At 66.8% G+C, this 19,496-nt stretch carries 21 protein-coding genes and 1 pseudogene; 9 read left to right on the forward strand and 13 right to left on the reverse strand.

The window, feature by feature from the left end; translation table 11 throughout:
* From GD429_RS35785 to GD429_RS35795, 3 genes and pseudogenes are all read left to right on the forward strand, one after another.
* Positions 1 to 277, forward strand: a pseudogene (locus tag GD429_RS35785) (tetratricopeptide repeat protein); the annotation flags it as partial.
* Between the two features lie 233 nt (positions 278 to 510).
* On the forward strand, positions 511 to 942 hold the full coding sequence (mscL, locus tag GD429_RS35790) for a large conductance mechanosensitive channel protein MscL (RefSeq protein WP_152864388.1): 432 nt from the start codon (positions 511 to 513) through the stop codon (positions 940 to 942).
* Positions 943 to 1,275: 333 nt separating this feature from the next.
* The gene (locus GD429_RS35795; RefSeq protein ID WP_027784713.1) at positions 1,276 to 1,722 is read left to right on the forward strand and encodes a hypothetical protein; all 447 of its coding nucleotides are present in this window, start codon (positions 1,276 to 1,278) and stop codon (positions 1,720 to 1,722) included.
* Positions 1,723 to 1,788: 66 nt separating this feature from the next.
* Here the strand turns inward: GD429_RS35795 and GD429_RS35800 are convergent, their stop codons facing one another.
* Positions 1,789 to 2,682: an NAD(P)-dependent oxidoreductase gene (locus GD429_RS35800; RefSeq protein WP_321575101.1), complete on the reverse strand. Its 894-nt coding sequence runs from the start codon at positions 2,680 to 2,682 to the stop codon at positions 1,789 to 1,791.
* Between the two features lie 135 nt (positions 2,683 to 2,817).
* Between GD429_RS35800 and GD429_RS35805 the strand changes: the two genes are divergently transcribed.
* Together GD429_RS35805 and GD429_RS35810 are read left to right on the forward strand one after the other, a co-directional pair.
* On the forward strand, positions 2,818 to 3,027 hold the full coding sequence (locus tag GD429_RS35805; RefSeq protein WP_021160372.1) for a dodecin: 210 nt from the start codon (positions 2,818 to 2,820) through the stop codon (positions 3,025 to 3,027).
* Positions 3,028 to 3,249: 222 nt separating this feature from the next.
* Positions 3,250 to 4,179: a LysR substrate-binding domain-containing protein gene (locus GD429_RS35810; protein WP_006478550.1), complete on the forward strand. Its 930-nt coding sequence runs from the start codon at positions 3,250 to 3,252 to the stop codon at positions 4,177 to 4,179.
* A gap of 86 nt (positions 4,180 to 4,265) precedes the next feature.
* Here the strand turns inward: GD429_RS35810 and GD429_RS35815 are convergent, their stop codons facing one another.
* Positions 4,266 to 5,678, reverse strand: a complete 1,413-nt coding sequence (locus GD429_RS35815) for an 8-oxoguanine deaminase (protein WP_152864390.1) — start codon at positions 5,676 to 5,678, stop codon at positions 4,266 to 4,268.
* Between the two features lie 519 nt (positions 5,679 to 6,197).
* Here GD429_RS35815 and uraH point away from each other — a divergent pair.
* On the forward strand, positions 6,198 to 6,551 hold the full coding sequence (gene uraH / locus GD429_RS35825; RefSeq protein ID WP_011352401.1) for a hydroxyisourate hydrolase: 354 nt from the start codon (positions 6,198 to 6,200) through the stop codon (positions 6,549 to 6,551).
* A 54-nt stretch (positions 6,552 to 6,605) separates the two neighbouring features.
* A complete protein-coding gene (locus tag GD429_RS35830) occupies positions 6,606 to 7,799 on the forward strand; it encodes a urate hydroxylase PuuD (RefSeq protein WP_152864392.1) in 1,194 nt (397 codons plus the stop codon).
* Positions 7,800 to 7,889: 90 nt separating this feature from the next.
* On the opposite strand, the gene GD429_RS35835 is transcribed toward GD429_RS35830, so the two are convergent.
* Together GD429_RS35835 and GD429_RS35840 are read right to left on the reverse strand one after the other, a co-directional pair.
* On the reverse strand, positions 7,890 to 8,300 hold the full coding sequence (locus GD429_RS35835) for an ACT domain-containing protein (protein ID WP_152864394.1): 411 nt from the start codon (positions 8,298 to 8,300) through the stop codon (positions 7,890 to 7,892).
* A 71-nt stretch (positions 8,301 to 8,371) separates the two neighbouring features.
* Positions 8,372 to 9,292: a LysR substrate-binding domain-containing protein gene (locus GD429_RS35840; RefSeq protein WP_152864396.1), complete on the reverse strand. Its 921-nt coding sequence runs from the start codon at positions 9,290 to 9,292 to the stop codon at positions 8,372 to 8,374.
* Positions 9,293 to 9,426: 134 nt separating this feature from the next.
* Between GD429_RS35840 and GD429_RS35845 the strand changes: the two genes are divergently transcribed.
* The gene (locus tag GD429_RS35845; RefSeq protein WP_152864398.1) at positions 9,427 to 10,242 is read left to right on the forward strand and encodes an aminotransferase class IV family protein; all 816 of its coding nucleotides are present in this window, start codon (positions 9,427 to 9,429) and stop codon (positions 10,240 to 10,242) included.
* Positions 10,243 to 10,281: 39 nt separating this feature from the next.
* On the opposite strand, the gene GD429_RS35850 is transcribed toward GD429_RS35845, so the two are convergent.
* Positions 10,282 to 10,686, reverse strand: coding sequence for a RidA family protein (locus tag GD429_RS35850; protein ID WP_152864400.1), 405 nt, complete (start codon positions 10,684 to 10,686; stop codon positions 10,282 to 10,284).
* Between the two features lie 152 nt (positions 10,687 to 10,838).
* Here GD429_RS35850 and GD429_RS35855 point away from each other — a divergent pair, with 152 nt between their 5' ends.
* Entirely contained in the window at positions 10,839 to 11,804 is a 966-nt protein-coding gene (locus GD429_RS35855) for a LysR family transcriptional regulator (RefSeq protein ID WP_152864402.1), read from the forward strand.
* 84 nt (positions 11,805 to 11,888) lie between these two features.
* Here the strand turns inward: GD429_RS35855 and GD429_RS35860 are convergent, their stop codons facing one another.
* The 8 genes from GD429_RS35860 to ldcA all read right to left on the reverse strand — a co-directional run bounded on the left by GD429_RS35860 (position 11,889) and on the right by ldcA (position 19,479).
* Entirely contained in the window at positions 11,889 to 12,401 is a 513-nt protein-coding gene (locus GD429_RS35860; protein WP_152864404.1) for an ureidoglycolate lyase, read from the reverse strand.
* Positions 12,398 to 13,411 (reverse strand): allantoicase, encoded by a 1,014-nt coding sequence (gene alc / locus GD429_RS35865; protein ID WP_152864406.1) that lies wholly within the window; start codon positions 13,409 to 13,411, stop codon positions 12,398 to 12,400. Before alc ends, GD429_RS35860 begins: the two co-directional genes overlap by 4 nt.
* 62 nt (positions 13,412 to 13,473) lie before the next feature.
* Positions 13,474 to 13,995, reverse strand: coding sequence for a 2-oxo-4-hydroxy-4-carboxy-5-ureidoimidazoline decarboxylase (gene uraD, locus GD429_RS35870; RefSeq protein ID WP_152864408.1), 522 nt, complete (start codon positions 13,993 to 13,995; stop codon positions 13,474 to 13,476).
* Positions 13,992 to 14,945 (reverse strand): allantoinase PuuE, encoded by a 954-nt coding sequence (gene puuE / locus GD429_RS35875; RefSeq protein WP_152864410.1) that lies wholly within the window; start codon positions 14,943 to 14,945, stop codon positions 13,992 to 13,994. Before puuE ends, uraD begins: the two co-directional genes overlap by 4 nt.
* A 149-nt stretch (positions 14,946 to 15,094) precedes the next feature.
* Complete coding sequence (locus GD429_RS35880; RefSeq protein WP_034181155.1) at positions 15,095 to 15,886, reverse strand: aspartate/glutamate racemase family protein; 792 nt, start codon at positions 15,884 to 15,886, stop codon at positions 15,095 to 15,097.
* 10 nt (positions 15,887 to 15,896) lie between these two features.
* Positions 15,897 to 17,381 (reverse strand): NCS1 family nucleobase:cation symporter-1, encoded by a 1,485-nt coding sequence (locus GD429_RS35885; protein ID WP_152864412.1) that lies wholly within the window; start codon positions 17,379 to 17,381, stop codon positions 15,897 to 15,899.
* A 147-nt stretch (positions 17,382 to 17,528) separates the two neighbouring features.
* Positions 17,529 to 18,233, reverse strand: a complete 705-nt coding sequence (locus GD429_RS35890) for a GntR family transcriptional regulator (RefSeq protein WP_152864415.1) — start codon at positions 18,231 to 18,233, stop codon at positions 17,529 to 17,531.
* A 307-nt stretch (positions 18,234 to 18,540) separates the two neighbouring features.
* Positions 18,541 to 19,479, reverse strand: a complete 939-nt coding sequence (ldcA, locus tag GD429_RS35895) for a muramoyltetrapeptide carboxypeptidase (protein WP_152864417.1) — start codon at positions 19,477 to 19,479, stop codon at positions 18,541 to 18,543.
* Between the last annotated feature and the right edge of the window lie 17 nt (positions 19,480 to 19,496).

Raw genomic sequence — 19,496 nt, forward strand, 5'->3', positions numbered from 1 at the left:
GCAACAGCAGCCGTCCGTCGTGATCCAGCAAGGCGGCGGCGGTTTCGGCGGCGGGATGGGCGGGCTGCTGACCGGCGTGCTGCTCGGCGAGGCGATGTCGGGCGGCCGCGAGCGCGTGGTCGAACGCGACGTGATCGTCGACGGCGAGCGCCGCCGGCAGGAAACCGACCCGGGCTTCGACCTCGGCCGCGGCGACGCGTCGAACTGGAGCGACGGCGGCAGCGGCAACGTCGATCTCGGCAGCAACGACGACGGCTGGACGGACGACAACACCTGACCCTGCGCGGCGCGTCGACGTTCCCGTCGACGCGCCGCAACACACGCCACGCTCCCCTGCATGACCGGCCGCGCCGACGCGCGGATTTGTCAATCATTTCAAGATGGACTACCGGCAATGGGGAGCGTTCGCTATCATGCGGCCATCGGCGTGCCACCGACCCTCATTCGACGCAACACAAGCCTGCGCGTCGCGGCACGCCTCCTCTAGCACCAACAAGGAGAAAGCCGCTCATGAGCATCATCAAGGAATTCAAGGAGTTCGCCGTCAAGGGCAACGTGATGGATCTCGCCGTCGGCGTGATCATCGGCGGCGCCTTCTCGAAGATCGTCGACTCGATCGTGAAAGACCTCATCATGCCGGTCATCGGCTTGCTGACGGGCGGCCTGGATTTCTCGAACAAGTTCGTTCTGCTCGGCACCATCCCTCCGACGTTCAAGGGTAATCCCGATTCGTTCAAGGACCTGCAGACCGCCGGTGTCGCCGCGTTCGGCTACGGCTCGTTCATCACCGTGGCGATCAATTTCGTCATCCTCGCGTTCATCATTTTCCTGATGGTGAAATTCATCAACAAGCTGCGCAAGCCGGAAGAAGCCGCGCCGGCCGCGGCGCCGGAAGACATCGTGCTGCTGCGCGAGATCCGCGATTCGCTCAAGCAGCGCTGAGCGCCGAGCGCCCCGCCCGCCAGGCCCGCCCCGTGCGGGCCTTTTTATTGCGCGCGCCGTGCACCGCCGCATGCGGCCTGTCTCACTTTTTTGTGACGCGCGAATGCACGCGCGGGGAAAGCGGGTCTATGATGGAGACTAAACGACAGTACGGGCGCCAAGACGCTGGCTGTGTCGATCATGGCGAGCAGGTCGACGGGAGACATTGATCGTCGTACTGCACGAATGCAGCATTTTCGTGTGCTATAAAGGATCGACATGCGGCGTACATAGCCGGGAGTGGGTCGCATGAAAGTGCCGCATTTCTTGCAATTGTTTTTGAGGCGAGTGTTTATGTCCTTCCCGAAAAAACGTCGGCGTGCGCAGCAGGATGGCCAGGAGTCATTCCTTGCGGTGTTGCGCCACTCGAAACCTTTCGCCCAGCTCGACACCAAGATTGCCCGCGCCCGTGCGCAGGACGAACCCGTCCTCTACGCGCATGTGCTGCCCGGTCTCGACGTGCTCCTGTGCAGCGTGCGCGGCGCACAACCGCCCTATCCGGCCATCGCCGAGCTGCGCAAGCGCTGCATCGAATCGATCGCCAACGCACTCGAGCAGCCGCTCGACGGCCTCGAGAACGGCGGGTACTGGTACGAAGCGAACGGCTTCGGCTTCCTGGTATTCGCGAGCCGGGCACGCGCGCGCATCCTGCCCGAGTTTGGTGCAGGCACGAAAGCGAGCCTGCGCGGCGGGCTCGGTCGCCAGAACGCCGGCGACACGACACCTCGCTCGCTCGGCTGAACCGCCAGCCATTCGATGGGCCGCCTCCGGGCGGCCCATCTGCCATTCACGCGCGCCGCTTGCCCGTCACGCGTGCTGCCGACGCCCGTTGCCGGGCCGCACGATGTCGATGAACGCAGCGAAATCGGCGTCGGCGAGCCCCTGCGCGGCGCCGAGCCGCAGCACCTGCTGCACGGTGGCCGACACGGGCATCACCGCCCCCGTGTCGCGCGCCGCGTCGGCGATCGCATCGACGTCCTTCTGGAACGTGCTGAGCGCGCCGATCGACGCGTGACCGCCCGACGTCATGCGCGGCACGAACGTCTGCAGCAACACCGAATCGGCCCAGCCGCCGGCCAGCGCCTCGGCCAGCCGCGTGGCGTCGATGCCGCTCGCTTGCGCCAGGCCGACGGCCTCGGCGATCGCGGTCACCGTCGCGGTGACGATCGCCTGGTTGCACAGCTTCGCCGTCTGGCCCGCGCCCGCGTCGCCCATATGCGTGATGCGCGACGCGTACGTGCCGATCAGCGGCCGCACCGCGTCGAGATCGGCCGCGCGACCGCCGGCCATCACCGCGAGCGTGCCGGCCTGCGCGCCCGGCACGCCACCCGACACGGGCGCATCGACCCAGCCGGCGCCGAGCGCGGCCGCGCGCGCCGCGTAGACGCGCGTCGCGGCAGGCGGGATGCTCGAATGATCGACGATGCGCCGCAGGCGACGCGCAGCCGCATCGCCGGAGAACAGCCCGTGCTCGCCGAACGCGACGTCACCGACCGCACGCCCGTCGAGCACGCATACGAACACCGTATCGACGCGTTCCGCCAGTTCGCGCGGCGTGCCGACCACCTGCGCGCCGTCCTTCACGAGCGCCTCGGCCTTGTCGCGCGAGCGATTCCACACGCTGACGCGATGCCCGGCCGCCAGCAGATGCCGAATCATCGGCGCGCCCATCAATCCCGGTCCGCAAAATCCGACTTCCACGATGTTCCTCGTCTCCGATATGGGTTGCACTTGCCGCCCATCATACCTATCACTCAAGAAGCCGGGCACGCGCGGCGCAGCTTCGGGACCGCGGCTTGCACCGGCGAACCATACGGATATCCCAGGGAGCGCATCATGAGCGACCACGTGTACAAGATGATCGAACTGACCGGTTCGTCGCAGCAATCGAGCGACGACGCCATCCGCAACGCGATCTCGAAGGCCGGCAAGACGCTGCACAACCTGCACTGGTTCCAGGTGACCGAAACGCGCGGCCACATCGAAGGCGACCAGGTCGTTCACTGGCAGGTCACGCTGAAGGTCGGCATGCGCATCGACGACTGACGCAACCGCCGCATCGCACGCCGCGCCGCGATCCGGATTCGCACTACACGCACCTCCGCACGGCGCCGCACGCCCGCTTGCAACCCCGTTCAGGCCCCTTGTCGCGGCCCGGCCGGCGGGTGCCTGCGGGTATCCATCTCTTGACGCTGATTTTCGTTCATATTAAAAACGATATACCCACAGTACCCCTCGATCAGCCTGGACATATAACCCGGAGAAATCATGAGTCAGCAACGCGAGGCGATCGACACGTACCTCTTGCGCGTCTTGCACACCTTGTTGATGGAGCGCAGCGTCACGCGCGCGGCCGTCAAACTGAACCAGTCGCAACCGGCGATCAGCGCCGCGCTGCGGCGCCTGCGCGACATCACCGGCGATCCGCTGCTGGTGCGCGGCAAGTCCGGCATGGTGCCGACCGAATACGGGCTGCGTCTGCTCGAGCCCGTGCAGAACGCACTGCGTGAAATCGAGCGCATCAAGTTCCAGCAGCACAACTTCGACCCGGCCACGTCGATCCGCTGCTACCGGATCGGCTGCCCCGACTACCTGAACGTGCTGTTCGTGCCGACCGTCGTCGAGCGCTTCCGCCTGGCCGCGCCGAACGCGACGCTCGAGTTTCACTCGCTCGGCCCCGCGTTCGACTACGAACTCGCGCTGGAAGACGGCAAGCTCGACATCGTCGTCGGCAACTGGCCCGAACCGCCCGAGCAACTGCACCTGTCGAACCTGTTCGTCGACGAGATCGTCTGCCTGATGAGCAACACGCACCCGTTCGCGAAGCGCGGCGGGCTCACGCTCGACCAGTACCTGAACGCGCCGCATCTCGCGCCGACGCCGTACTCGGTCGGCCAGCGCGGCGCGATCGACGTGCATCTCGCGCGCGAACGGCTCAAGCGTCATGTGGTCGTCACGCTGCCGTACTTCAACCTCGCGCCGTACGTGCTCGTGAAGTCCGACCTGATCTTCACGACCACGCGCCTGTTCGCCGATCACTACGCGAAGTTCCTGCCGCTGTCGGTCGTGCCGGCGCCGCTCGACTTCCCGCCGATGCAGTACTACCAGCTGTGGCACGAGCGCTGCCACTACTCCGACGAAGTGCGCTGGCTGCGCAGCCTCGTCGCCGAAGCGACCCGCACGCTGATCGAGGCGTAACGGCACACGCCGCCCGCGCCGTCGCGGCGCGGTGACGGCTGGCGGCACGCCCGGCAAGGCGGCCGCCGTATCGCTTCAGGCTTCGTTCAGCGCGATGCCTCGACGAGCGCATGCGCGAGCGCGTTATGACGCTCGATAACGGGCGGCAGATCGAGCGTCGCCAGCCGCCCTTCCCGCACCACCACCTTCCCGTTCACCACCGTGTACGCCGTCTGTGACGGCGCGCAGAACACCAGCGCCGCGACCGGATCGTGCAGCGCGCCCGCGAACAGCGGCTGGCGCAGGTCGAACGCGGCGAAGTCCGCGGCCATGCCCGGCTTCAGCGCGCCGATATCGTCGCGGTTCAGCACCTTCGCACCGCCGAGCGTCGCGATCTCGAGCGCTTCGCGCGCGGTCATCGCATCGGGCCCGAAGCCGACCCGCTGCAGCAGCAGCGCCTGCCGCACTTCAGCGACCATCTGCGCGCCGTCGTTCGACGCGGAGCCGTCGACGCCGAGCCCGACCGGCACGCCCGCGAGACGCATCTTCTTCACCGGCGCGATGCCCGATGCGAGCCGCATGTTCGAGCACGGACAGTGCGCGACGCCCGTGCCGGTGCGCGCGAACAGGCCGATGCCCGCATCGTCGAGCTGCACGCAATGCGCATGCCACACGTCGTGGCCGACCCAGCCGAGATCTTCCGCATATTCGGCGGGCGTCATCCCGAACTTCTCGCGGCTGTATGCGATGTCGTTGACGTTCTCCGCCAGGTGTGTATGCAGCGACACGCCGTACTCGCGCGCGAGCACGGCGGCGTCGCGCATCAGGTCGCGACTCACGGAAAACGGCGAGCATGGCGCGACCACCACGCGCAGCATCGCGTAGCGGCCTTCGTCGTGATAGGTCTCGATCAGGCGCTGCGTGTCGCGCAGGATGTCGGGTTCGCGCTCGACGACCGAATCGGGCGGCAGCCCGCCGTCGCGCTGGCCGACGCTCATCGCGCCGCGGCTCGCGTGAAAGCGCATGCCAATTCGCTGCGCGGCGCCGATGCTGTCGTCGAGCCGGCTGCCGTTCGGATAGATGTACAGGTGGTCGCTCGACGTCGTGCAGCCCGACTGCAGCAGTTCGGCCATCGCGGTGAGCGTCGATACCTCGATCATCTCGGGCGTCAGGTGCGCCCAGATCCGGTACAGGTTCGTGAGCCAGCCGAACAGCTCGGCGTTCTGCGCGGCCGGCACCGCGCGCGTGAGGCTCTGGTACATGTGGTGGTGCGTGTTCACGAGCCCCGGGATCACGAGGTGGCCGCGCAGGTCGAGCACTTCGTCGGCCGTGTCGGGCAGCTCGGCGGTCGGGCCGACCGCGACGATCCGGTTGTCTTCGATGTAGAGCCCCGCGTCGCGCAGCTCGCGGCGCGTGTCGTCCATGGTCACAAGCACGTCAGCGTGCTTGACCAGGAGGGTTTTCGGGCGGGATGGGGATGCGTTCGGCGCGCGTGCGCCGGCGTGCTGCTCGAGGTTCATGCGTTCTCCGCGTCGGTCTGCCCCCAGGCGTCGATCCTGGGGACGGTCACAAAGCCGTTCGAACGCTGATTCGCGGCACGCCCCGGTGCCTGCGTCCGTTCGAACGCCCTGGCCCGGTTACCCGGCGTGCTCGCCGTCTTCGGGGTACGCGCGGGCCACTGGCCGACGCGCACGGCGGGAGGATCGCCCAAGCGCGCGCGGCGCACAATGCGCGATCCCGAATACCGCACTTCACGGTTCCGATATGGTACGCCGCGCGCGCCTGGTCCGCCCTGCCGCCGGAGGCCCGAAACGCCCGCTGGAAGCCCGATCGGCGTGCCGTCGACAGCCGTTCATGCGCGGCGCATTATCTTTGATATCGCGCCCGTATTTGCACGGGGAACGTTTTTACAATGCCTGCACGGCGCTCGCTTCACCTCGCCGACGGGTATGTAGCCACGTGACGTGGAGCCTCGATCCGCCGCACAGTCAATGGATCGAGTCGCCGCCGAACCTCGCATTCACACAAGGACACAACGAATGGGAAAGCTCACTACCCACGTACTCGATACGGCGCACGGTCGTCCCGGCGCCGCAATCAAGGTCGACCTCTACGCGCTGGACGGCGAATCGCGCCGCGCGATCAAGACCGTGCTGACCAATAGCGACGGCCGCTGCGACGAACCCCTGCTCGAAGGTGCCGCGCTCGCCGCCGGCGAATACGAACTCGTGTTCCATGCCGGCGACTACTTCGCGTCGCTCGGCGTGAAGGTGCCCGAACCCCGTTTCGTCGACCGCGTCGTACTGCGCTTCGGCATCGCCGACACCGGCTCGCACTACCACGTGCCGCTGCTCGTGTCGCCGTGGTCGTACAGCACCTATCGCGGCAGCTGACATACGCATCGGCGCCCACATCAAAGACAAACGATCTGAGTCTGGAGGAGTTTCATGGAAGGCTTCATCACTGACTGGCTGAACCTCGCGCTGCGATGGCTGCACGTCATCGTCGCCATCGCGTGGATCGGCGAGTCGTTCTATTTCGTCGCGCTCGACAACAGCCTGAAACCGCCGACCGACCCGAACCAGCGCAAGCGCGGTGTGTTCGGCGAACTGTGGCACGTCCACGGCGGCGGCTTCTACAACATGCAGAAGTACACGGTCGCCCCGCCGGAAATGCCGGATGACCTGCACTGGTCGAAGTGGCCGTCGTACACGACCTGGCTGTCGGGCTTCTCGCTGTTCTTCGTGCTGTACCTGCTCGCACCGAACACGTACCTGATCGACAAGAGCGTGCTCGACATGGGCCCCGTGGTCGCCGTCGCATCCGCGCTCGGCTTCCTCGCGGCCGGCTGGATCGTCTACGACTCGCTGTGTCGCATCCTCGGCACCAACGACCGCGTGCTCGGCATTTGCGTCGGCCTCTACGTCGTCGTCGCAGCGTACCTCGCGTGCCACATCTTCTCGGGCCGTGCCGCCTACCTGATCGTCGGCGCGATGCTCGCGACGATCATGTCGGCGAACGTGTTCTTCGTGATCATCCCCGGCCAGCGCAAGATGGTCGACAAGATGCTCAAGGGCGAAGAGCCGAACCCGATCTACGGCAAGCGCGGCAAGCAGCGCTCGGTGCACAACACGTACTTCACGCTGCCGGTCGTGTTCGCGATGCTGTCGAACCACTATGCGATGACGTACACGAACAAGTTCAACTGGGTCGTGCTCGTGCTGATCATGCTGGCCGGCGCGCTGATCCGTCAGTTCTTCGTGATGCGTCACCGCGGCAAGCAGCTGTGGTACCTGCCGATCGGCGGCGTCGCGCTGCTGTCGGGCGCACTGGTGTGGACGATGCCGAAGCCGGTCGCACCGGAGGCACAAGCCGCGAACGCGCCGAAGATCGTGATCAACGACATCATGCCGATCCTGCAGCAGCGCTGCGTCGAGTGCCACTCGTCGAAGCCGACGCTGATGGGCAGCGCGCCCGCCGGCGTGATGTTCGACACGCCGGACGAAGTGTCGAAGAACGCGCAGCGTATCTACGAACAGGCCGTGCGCCTGAAGGCGATGCCGATCGGCAACGTCACGCACATGACCGACGACGAGCGCACGAAGCTCGCCGCCTGGTTCGAGGGTGGCGCGGTCAAGTAAGCCGCCGTGCGCCGCTTGCCGGCGCAATCCTCTCCGTTCGCGGGCCCGATGACGGGCCCGTTTTTTTGCGCGTTTCGAATGCGCCGCGCGCTAGCCGTGCATCGCGTCGCGCTGAAGCGCGACGAGCGCATCGAGCGCGCGCGGGCCGTCGTCGAACGGCACGAAGATGTGATCGTGATACGCGGCGGCCATCACGTTGCAACTGATCCCGGCCGCGCCGAGCGCCCGCGCGAACGCCGCCGTGAGGCCGACGGCCGCGAGATCGGAATGCACGGTCAGCGTGATCCACGCGGCGCGGAACAGCACGGGCCAGCCGCGACGCACGGCCACACCCTCGCCGACCACGACCGTCAGCCCTTCCGCTTCGCGGAACGTCGCGATCGTTTCGGATAACGATACGTCTGCATCGGTCGGCAGCGATACGAACGCAAACACGCCCGGATGCAGTTCGGGTTGCATCGTGCGCAGCAGGATCGCGAGGTCGTTTTCAGGTTGGCTCATCGGAGGAACACGTCCGGATCCGGACGTCATGCCGTGGCGATGCAGGCACGATAGCACGCGTGATGACGGCGCTATGCACGCACCGCCGCCACTTCGTCCTCGAGCCAGCCGCGCAACGCGACGATGCGCGGATCGTCCTGCGTGCGTTCGGGATACACAACGTGATACGCGACCTCGGGCGACAGCGCGACGCTCACGTCGAACAGCCGCACGAGGCGCCCGTCCGCGAGATCGCGCGCAATCATGTGCGGCTCCGCAAGGCCGACCGCCGCGCCGTCCGTCACGGCCTGCACCACGTGGCTCGAATCCGGAAACGCGACACACCGGCTGTCGTCGAAACCGTCGACGCCGGCCGCGGCCATCCATGTCGACCAGCGCGGCCAGATCACGCCGTCGACTTCGCAGTCCACGTGGCAAAGCGTGTGGCGCAGCAAATCGCGCGGCTTGCGCAGCGGCGGCCCGGCCGACAGCAGCGCCGGGCTGCAGACCGCGACGACCGACGTGCCGAACAGGCGCTGCGCGCACGCGTCGCGGTAACTCCCGGTGCCGAAGCGGACCGCGACATCCACGTCGTCGTCATCGAAATCGCGCAACCGGTCGGTGATGTCGAACGTCAGTTCGAACGCCGGATGTGCGGCCCTGAAACGCGGCAGGCGCGGCAGCAGCCAGTGCGTCGCAAAGCGCGCACCGACCGACACGCGAAGCTCGGTCTGCTCCCGCGCGGTGCGCCGCGCCCGTGCGGTCGCGCGCTGCAGGCCCGCCAACGCATCGGCGGCCGCGCCAGCCAGCACGACACCGGCCGGCGTCAGCCGGATGCTGCGGCTCGTGCGGATGAACAGCTCGATGCCGAGCTGCGCCTCGATTTCCTTGATCTGGTGACTGACCGCCGCCGGCGTCAGCCCGACCTCGTCGGCCGCCCGCGAGAAATTCAGGTGCCGCGCCGCCGCATCGAACGTTCTCAGCGCGCGCGTACCGGGCCACATACGTTCCATCTATCTTCAAAAAGAATTTGATAACCGTTGCAAAATTACTCGTTTTTCAGCACGCCATCAATCGGCAAACAATAGGTTTTCTTGAAGATGCCGCGAGCCGACCCGTGCCCGCGGCCGAACCCGGAGATTTGCCGATGACCGCTGCCCCGTTCCCGTCCGTTGCCCAGATCAACGGCGTGGCCGCCACGCAAGACGCGCTCGCCGCGCTGGCGTTCGCGGGACACGCGCATTTCACCGCGATGCAGGTACGCGACGGCCGCGTGCGCGGCCTCGACCTGCACCTCGCGCGGTTGCGCGATGCATCGAACGCACTGTTCGGCCAGGCATTGCCCGACGAGCGGATTCGCGCGTTCCTGCGCGCCGCACTCGAGCGCGCACCGTCGGCACTGTCGCTGACCGCGACCGTGCATGCGACGACGGGCGAATTCGTCGCGGCGCGCAACGATGAAGCACTCGACGTGCTGGTCCGTACCGCCGCGCCGTCGTCGGGGCCGGCCGGCCCGCTCGATCTCGCACTCTTCGAATACGAGCGCGTGCTGCCCGACATCAAGCACGTCGGCGAAGTCGCGAAGACGCATTTCCTGCGCCGCGCGGTCGCGCAGGGTTTCGACGATGCGGCGTTCACCGATCGCCACGGGCGCATCAGCGAAGGCTCGATCTGGAACCTGGCATTCTGGACCGGCGACGCAGTCGTATGGCCGGTGGCCGGCATGCTCGGCGGCGTCACGATGCGCATCGTGCGCCGGCAACTGGGGCGCCTCGGCGTCGCGCAGCACGATCGCGAACTGACACCGGCCGAACTTCCTTCGATGGCCGGCGCCGTCGTGATGAATTCGTGGACGCCCGGCATCGCCGTGCGCCGGTTCGGCACGGCGACGCTGCCCGACTCGCCATCGTTCGCCGCGCTGCTGCACCATGCGTACGAGCAGGAGCCGCTCGTCGCCCTGTGACGTGCACCGACACGAAACGCGGGTGCGCTGCCGGCCACCTCACCCGTCGACGGACTCCGGCAGCCGCGCGATCGCCTTGATCTCGAACTGGAAGCCGTACAGCCAGGTCACGCCGACGGCGGTCAGCGTCGGGTGTGGCGCGTCGCCCCAGTACTCGGGGACGATCTCCCAGATCCGCTCGAACGTCGCTTCGGGGTCGACGAGGAACACCGTCACGTCGACGACATCGTCGAACGTGCAGCCGGCCGCGCTCAGCACCGCGTTCAGGTTCTCGAACGCGCGGCGGACCTGCGCGCCCAGCTCCGGCTCGGGCGAACCGTCATCGCGGCTGCCGACCTGCCCGGACACGAACAGGAAACCGTTCGAGCGCAGCGCCGGCGAATAGCGGTTGCGCTCATACAGCGCCCGGCGACCGGGCGGAAAAACTACGCTACGCTTTGCCATCCAACACCTCCATCAGTCAGTGGGGCGAAGCCGCCCCTGCATCAACGATGAAGGCACTTTAAGGACCGTTGCCCGGCGGATAAACCGGCAACCCTGTCCAACACTGTTTGCACGCACCAAACAATTTCCGACCGACGCGGAGCCCTGACCCGATGGATCGATTCGACGCAATGCAGGCGTTCGCCCGCGTAGTGGAAGCCGGCAGCTTCACGAAGGCGGCCGAAACGCTGCACATGAGCCGCACCACCGTCACGCAACTGGTGCAGCAGCTCGAAGCGCGGCTGCGCGTGAAGCTGTTCAACCGCACGACGCGCAAGGTTGTCGTCACGGCCGACGGTGCCGCGTACTACGAGCGCGTGGTGCGGTTGCTGGCCGACATGGACGATGCCGAAACGAGCCTGTCCGCAGCGTCCGCGTCGCCCCGGGGGCGGCTGCGCGTGGACGTGCCGAGCCCGTTCGCGCGCCTGATCCTGATCCCCGCGCTGCCCGCGTTCCATGCGCGCTATCCGGACATCCGGCTCGACATGGGCGTGAGCGACCGCGTGGTGGACGTGATCGGCGAGAACGTCGACTGCGTCGTGCGCGGCGGCGAACCGGCCGACCGTTCGCTGGTCGCGCGTCGCGTCGGCGACCTGCGGCTCGGCGTGTACGCGTCGCCTGCCTACCTCGCGCGCGCCGGCACGCCGTCGCATCCGAACGAACTGCAAGACACGCATCACCGGATCGTCGGCTTCCTGTGGGCGCGTACCGGCAAGGCGCTGCCGTTTGCGATGGAATGCGACGGCGAGCGCGTCGACGTGCGCGGGCGCTACGTGCTCGCGGTCGACGACGGCAACGCATACCTCGAGGCCGGCCTCGCCGGGCTGGGCATTCTGTGGCTGCCCGACTACATGGCTGCCGCGCATCGCGTGCGTGGCGAACTGGTGCCGCTGTTCGACGCGTGGCAACTCGAACCGATGCCGATGTACGTCGCGTTCGCACCGAACCGGCACGTCAACGCGAAGCTGCGCGTCTTCGTCGACTGGATCACCGACCTGATGGCGCAGCATGCGCCGGTCGCGAACCGGCGTCGCGGCGGCAACGGTTCGCGCGACACGGGCAAGACTGTGGCAGCCTGAGTCGCGCATAAACGGCCGCACATAAAAAAACCCGCGCAAGTTGCGCGGGTTTCGACAAGCGATGGCAGAAACGCCGACGACGACTCAGGCAGTCAACGCGGTCAGCGCCTCGTCGGTGAGCCACAGCGATTCCCGCAGATCCTGCTCGTTGAGGTTCAGTCCATCACCACCCCGATCCACGACGATGAAGTCGCTGACGCCGCCGAGCGCGATCAGCGGGTGATGCCACACGCCCTTCGCATAGTTGACGCCCTGCCAGCCGCTCGTCACGAACGCGCGGATCTTCGCCGGATCGAGATCGCCCGCGGGCGCCACGACGACGAGATACGGCTGGTCGTTCAGCGGCACGAACGCCTGGCTGCCGAGCGGGTGCCGCTCGAGCATCTTCACTTCGAACGGCAGTGCGCGCGGCTGGCCGCGAAACAGGTTGACGAGCGTGCGGCCGTCTTCGTCGGTCACGTCGACTTTCGCGAGATCGTGAAAACGGATCGTCGTGCCGAGGTTGATCGGGATCTGCTTCGCGCCTTCCGTTTCGATCACGTCGCCGAACGGCGCGAACGCTTCCTTGGTCAGCGGTTCGATAACAAGCGTCTTCATTTGTCGAGCGTCCCCCACAGACGCACGCGCGACACACCGCCGTCCGGAATGATGTTCAGTCGCACGTGCGTAACGGGGCCCAGCGACGCGATGTCGGCTTCGAAGTAATGCTGCTTGTCCATCTGCAGCTTCTGCTCGCCGAGCAGCACAGGCCAGAACATCGACTGCGTGATCAGCGAGCTGTCGGTGCCGCCCGACACATAAGCGGCCTGGATCGAGCAGCGATCCGGGTAGTTGCCCTTGAAGAACGCGGTATCGACTTCGATCTTGCGGATCACGCCCGGCTGCGCGAGCGCGATGATCGCCCAGTCGTTGCCCGGTTCGCGGCGGCGGCGGGTTTCCCAGCCGTCGCCCATGTTCACGCCGCGGCCCGGCAGCAGCAGGTTCGACGCGACGCCGAAATGCTGGTTGTTCGCGGCCACGACATAACCGCCGTTTTCCATCGCCGCGAGATCGAACTGCTCGGTCGCGCCCGCACCGGCCCAGTCGAGCTGCGGCTGGCCGTACACGCGCAGGCGCGCAATGCCGCCGTCCGGATAGATATTCACGCGCAGGTGCGTGAATGCACGTGCGTCGCTCGCTTCGACATAATGATGGCTGTTGCCCTGCAGCGTCGTCGACGGCACGATCTCGATCCACTCGGTCGCATGCGTCGGCGCGCCGTCGGCCACGAAGGCGGCCTCGATCGACGCGGCCGGCGGGAAGTTGCCGGTGAAGTGGCTCGTGTCGATGTCGAAGCCCTTGATCACGCCCGGGCGCGCGAGCTTGACGATGCACCAGTCGTAGCCCGTCGTGCGCTTGCGGCGCGTTTCCCAGCCGTCCATCCACTTGCCGTGGTCGTCGTACTTGCCGGGAATGAACACGGCCGGCTCGGGGTTCAGCATCCGGTCCTTCGGCGCGAAGAAATCGTCGCTGGCTTCGAGCGCCTGCGCACCGAGACGCGGGTCGGCAAGATTCACGTAGCGCTGCGTGAATTCGGGTGCGTTGGGATCGAGAAGCGGAACAGCCATGATATTTCCTTGTTTCAGTGATGCGATCCGGCCGCCGCGACGCAGCAGGCCGTATTGCGGTGTCAGGCGTCGATCAGGTCGTCGAGGCGGAAGCGCGCGATCCGGTAGATCTGGTCGAGGCTCGCGCGCAGTTCCTCGGCGCGCGAATGATTCACGCGTGACTCGAAGTTCGCGATGATGCCGTGCCGGTCGTAGCCGCGCACCGCGAGGATGAACGGGAAGCCGAACTTCTCGCGATACGTGCGGTTCAGCGTCAGCAGCTTGTCGAATTCTTCCTGCGTGCACTGGTCGAGGCCCGCGCCGCTCTGCTCGCGCGTCGACTCGGCCGTCAGCTCGCCGCGCACGGCGGCCTTGCCGGCCAGCTCCGGGTGAGCGTTGATCAGCGCGAGCTGGCGCACTTCTCCGCCCGTTTCCACCGCGCCCGACATCGTCTTGTGCAGCGCGTCGATGCTCGCGAACGGCCGCTCGCCCGCGGCGACCTCGGCCACCCACGGCGAATGTTCGAAGATCCCCGACAGCGCCGCGACGAATGCGCTCGGCGCCATCGTGTTCAGTTGACTCAACGTGTAACGCATCGCCTTCATGCTTTCCCTTCGTTTCGATGATTGGGCTGATACGGATGATGCTCACGCCAGTGACGCGCGATATCGACACGGCGCGTCACCCATACGCGATCGTGCTGCTCGATGTGATCGAGGAACCGCTGCAGCCCGCGGAACCGGCCCGGCCGGCCGAGCAGCCGGCAGTGCATGCCGATCGACAGCATCTTCGGCGCCTCGTCGCCCTCTGCGTACAGCACGTCGAACGCGTCGCGCAGATAGTCGAAGAAATGATCGCCGGTGTTGAAGCCCTGCGGCGTCGCGAAACGCATGTCGTTCGTGTCGAGCGTGTACGGCACGATCAGTTGCGGCGACGTGCCGCCGCCCGACACGGCGACGTCCATCCAGAACGGCAGGTCGTCGCCGTAGTTGTCGGAGTCGTACAGGAAGCCGCCGTATTCCGCGACCAGGCGGTGCGTATTGGGGCTGTCGCGGCCGGTATACCAGCCGAGCGGACGCTCGCCCGTCACGCGCTCGATCGCTTCCATCCCGAGACGCATGTGCTCGGCCTCGAGTTCGGGCGTCATGCTCTGGTAGTGGATCCAGCGCCAGCCGTGGCACGCGATCTCATGGCCGAGCTCGACGAGCGCGCGCGCGAGCTCCGGGTGACGCTCGATCGCCATGCCGACGCCGAATACCGTCAGCGGCAGCCCGCGCTTCTCGAATTCGCGCAGGATGCGCCACACGCCGGCCCGCGAACCGTATTCGTAGATCGACTCCATGCTCATGTGGCGGTCCGGATACGCGGCCGCGCCGACGATTTCCGACAGGAACTGCTCGGAGCCCGGATCGCCGTGCAGCACGCAGTTCTCGCCGCCCTCCTCGTAGTTCAGCACGAATTGCACGGCGACGCGGGCGCGCCCCGGCCAGTTCGCCTGCACGGGATGGCGGCCGTAGCCGATCAGGTCGCGAGGATAGTTGGGATCGAGTGACATGGTTCGAAGTGCGGCGAAGGTTTCGCTGAAATAATGGGTTCGCATCGACCGCGCGGATGCCGCAGGCCGGCCGCGCGGGCCGATGCGTTGACGGCCCAGTGTAGCGAAAACGTCCAGACGCGCCCATACAGCGGCGCAGATAGTGCGTGTCAGACGGTGTGTATGTGCGGTTGCGGCAAATTCGGGGCGGGTTCCGCCGCATCCCCGTCCGGCGGGCTGAAGCGGGCGAATGCGCCGTCATAGCGCTTCGGCAGCGGCCGCGCGTAGTCGCCGCGCTTCGCGGTCGCGAGGCGCAGCGCAACGAGCGCCTCGGCCCACTTGACGGCCGCCGTGACGCCCTCGACCACCGGCGCGCCGATCTGCTGCTCGATCTCGTGCGCGAATTCGGCCATCCCCGCGCAGCCGAGCACGATCGCGTCCGCGCCGTCCTCGTCGAGCGCGCGCCGGCATTCGTCGACGATGATCCGGCGTGCGGCCGAGCCCGGCCGGTCGAGTTCGAGCACCGCGACGTCGGTCGCACGCACGTTGCGGCAGAACCGCTTCATCCCGTAGCGCTCAGCCAGATGCCACGCCATCCCGCAGGTGCGCGCGAGCGTCGTGACGACCGAGAAGCCGGGCGCGAGCACGCTCGCCGCATGCATCGCGGCCTCGGCGATGCCGATCACCGGCCCGCGCGCGAGCTCGCGCGCCGCATAGAGGCCCGGATCGCCGAAACACGCGATCACATAGGCGTCGCAGCCGTCGCGCTCGCCCTGCGCGATCTCGGCGAGCAGCCCGGGCGTCGCGAGCGCCTCGTCGTAATACCCTTCGATCGACGGCGGCCCCATCGGCGGGCTCACCGCGACGATCTCCGTGCCCGCGGCCGCGACGTCGCGCGCGCAGCGGCCCATCGCATCGGTCATTCGCTGCGTCGTATTCGGATTGATCAGCCGGATCTTCATCGCATGCTCCTCACGCCTTCGCGCTCACGAGCAGCCGGTAGAACACGAAGCCGAGCCCCGCGCCGATGAACCACGAGAAGTTCGCGACGCCCTGCCAGCCCGGCACCATCACGCAGGCGACCGCGATCACCGCGGCCGGCAGCAGCGCGGCGAGCGCGCGGCGGTTCACGCCGCCCGTGTACCAGTAGGTGCCGCTCTCCGACATCGTGTACAGGTCGTCGCGCACGAGCCGGCCGCGCTTGACGAGATAGAAGTCGGCGATCAGCACGCCGTACAGCGGGCCGATGAACGCGCCGAGCACGTCGAGCGTGTAGTGGATCACGGCCGGGTTGTTGAACAGGTTCCACGGCGTGATGAAGATCGACGCGACGGCCGCGAGCATCCCGCCCGCGCGCCAGCTGATCAGCCGCGGCGCGACGTTCGAGAAGTCGAACGCGGGCGACACGAAGTTCGCGACGATGTTGATGCCGATCGTCGCGATCGTGAACGTCAGCGCGCCGAGGATCACCGCGGTCGGGTGGTCGATGCGGCCGACCGTCTCGACGGGATCGGTGATGAGTTCGCCGAACACCGGCAGCGTCGCTGCCGTCGTGATCACCGTGACGAGCGAGAACGCGAGGAAGTTGACGGGCAGCCCCCAGAAATTGCCGCGCTTCACTTCGCCGAACGAACGGCAGTAGCGCGAGAAATCGCCGAAGTTCAGCATCGGCCCGGAGAAGTACGACACGACCAGCGACACGGCCGTGATCATCACCGGGATCACTTCCGCGCCGTGATACTTGACGCCGCCGAGGTTGATGCCGATGTTGCGCCAGCCCGCGCGCCACACCATGTAGCCGGCGAGGATGAACATCACGACATAGACGGCCGGGCCCGCGAAGTCGATGAACTTCTTGATCGTCTCCATCCCGTTCCAGAACACGAACGCCTGCAGCACCCACAGCAGCATGAACCCGGCCCAGCCGACCGCGGACAGCCCGAGGAAGCCGTAGCGGTGCACGTCCGCGTACGGCAGCCATTGCGGGAAGAACTTCAGCACGACGATCACGAGCGCGCTCGACGCGAGATAGGTCTGGATGCCGTACCACGCGATCGCGATCAGCCCGCGGATCACGGCCGGCACGTTCGCGCCGAGCACGCCGAACGTCGCGCGGCACGCGACCGGATACGGCACGCCGATCTGCTGGCTCGGCCGCGCGATCAGGTTGCACAGCAGGTTCACGATGCCGATCCCGACGATCAGCGCGATCAGCACCTGCCAGCTCGTCAGCCCGAGCGCGAACAGGCTGCCCGCGAACACGTAGCCGCCGACGCTGTGCACGTCCGACATCCAGAATGCGAAGATGTTGTACGAGCCCCATGTCTGATTCCTCAGGGGTGCCAAATCTTCGTTGTACAGACGTTCGCTGTAACCGCCCGGCAGCGTCGGATCGCCGCCCTCGCCGCCTTCTTCCGCCGGATAGGCGCTGTCGTGCGCCACACTGAACTGAGCCATGACTTCTCCTTGACGCGGCCGGGGCCGCTCCACCGTCATCGTTACCGCTCCGGATCGTCGCCCGGAGTCGGACCAGCGGCCCGCGGCGGACACCGCAGGCCTGCATTGCTCTCGTTCTGTGGCGCGCGGCCGGGTTCGCGTCGCCGCTCAGGCGCCGCCGAACACTTCGCGCAAATCAACCTGCCCTTGCGCGGGCCGGTCCAGCATCTTCAGTTCGACATGCTGCAGGTGGCGCGCCATCAGCGTCACCGCCCGCTTCGGGTCCCCCGCCTCAAGTGCGGCGAGGATTTCGTCGTGGTCGTCGCACGAACACGGGCTGCGCCCGTGCGATTCGTACAGCGCCGACATCAGCGTCGAGCGTGCGACGAGCCCTTCGAGGCACTCGCTGAGCGTCGCATTGCCCATCAGCGCGGCGAGCGCCGTATGGAATTCGCCCGACAGCCGGATCCATGCCGCGAAGTCGTGCCGCTCGAACGCCTTGCGTTCCTTGTCGATCAGCGCGGCAACGCCCTTCAGCCGCTTCGCGCCGGGCCCGGTCGCGAGCCGCTCGACCACGGCGAGCTCGATGATCCGGCGCATCTCGAACACTTCGTGCACGTCCTGCAGCGTCGGGCTCGCGACGAACGCGCCGCGGTTCGGCTCGAGGTCGACCAGCCTGTCGGTCGCGAGCTGCGCGAGCGCCTGGCGGATCGTCCCACGCTTCACGCCGAACACGTCGCAGAGCTGCGCCTCCGTCAGCTTCGCGCCGGGCGCGAGCCGATGCTCGAGGATCGCCGTGCGAATCCGCTCGGCGATCGCTTCGGGACCGGCTGCACTGGACGGGTGGGAATCGGGCTCGTTCATGATCTGCATCGCGTGATGGTCCTTATCCTAGAATGGACATAAAGATTGTCAACAATTCTTTTCCGGAATTTCGCACAATCGCCGTGCACGGACGCGATCCCAATCGGTGCATGATGCGCGAAATCCATGCATATCAAGCCTGAACACCATGACAGAGGCCGTTCTCGTCTTATACCCTCCCGGTTATTTTGTTGACAAAACTAGTGCAAAACCCGGTGACGATTCTGTCGGCGTCAGTCGAAATTTTCGACCGTTAGTTGCACATTTACATAAAGAAAAAGGCGGGAGACCCGCCTTTCGATCGACCGCGCCCGCATCAGCCGAGATGCGGATAATCGGACAACGTGAGCCGGAAACCGTGCGCATTCGCGACCAGCTGCGCCTGCGCGCCGAACGGCAGCGTCAGCAGGTCGGGCACGTGGCCGAACTGCAGCCCCGTGACGACCGGAATGCCGACCGTCTCGCGCACCTGGTCGATCATCGCCTGCATGTCGTAGCCGTTGTCGTATTCGAACGGCCGCGCGCCGGTGAACTGGCCGAGCACGAGCGCCTGCTGGCGCGCGAGCAGCCCCGACAGGTGCAGTTGATAGATCATTCGCTCGATCCGGAACGGCTGTTCGTTGACATCCTCGACGAACAGGATGCCGCCCTCGATGTCGGGCATGTAAGGCGTGCCGATGAGCGACGTGAGGATCGCGAGGTTGCCGCCCCACAGCGTGCCCGTCACGTTCACGGTCTGCACCTGCGGTGCTTCGGCGATGATCGTCGTGCTCGGCTGCGTCAGCGTCTGCCAGAAGTGTTGCATCGTGAAGTCGCTCGGCGTTTCAGCGCCGAAGTCGGCGGACAGCATCGGGCCGCCGAACGTCTTGATGCGCGCCTTCGCGTACAGCGCGAGCTGGATCGCCGTGAAATCGCTGTGGCCGACGAGCGCGACCGGCCGGTCGCGCAGCCTGCGCTCGAGCCCGCGATAGTCGAGCCCGTGCAGGATCCGCGCGGCACCGTAGCCGCCGCGCACCGCGAGCGCGATGTCCGGCAGCGGCCGCTCGGGATCGGCGAGACGGTTCAGGTCGCCTGCCCGCTCGCCGTCGGTGCCGCCGAAACGCTGGAAGCGCCGCTGCGTCGCCTCGATGTTCTCGATGCGCTGCTGCGCGATGCTGAGGCGTTCGAGCGCGCGATTGATCGCGTCGGGATCGTGCGGATAACCGGACGGCGCCAGCAGGCGGATGGTGTAGGACGCGGCGGGCTGGAAGGACATGGCGAAAGGTGTCGGGT

Origin of the sequence: Burkholderia sp. BE17 (genome assembly GCF_009362305.1) — a bacterium.
GTDB lineage: Bacteria > Pseudomonadota > Gammaproteobacteria > Burkholderiales > Burkholderiaceae > Burkholderia > Burkholderia pyrrocinia_C.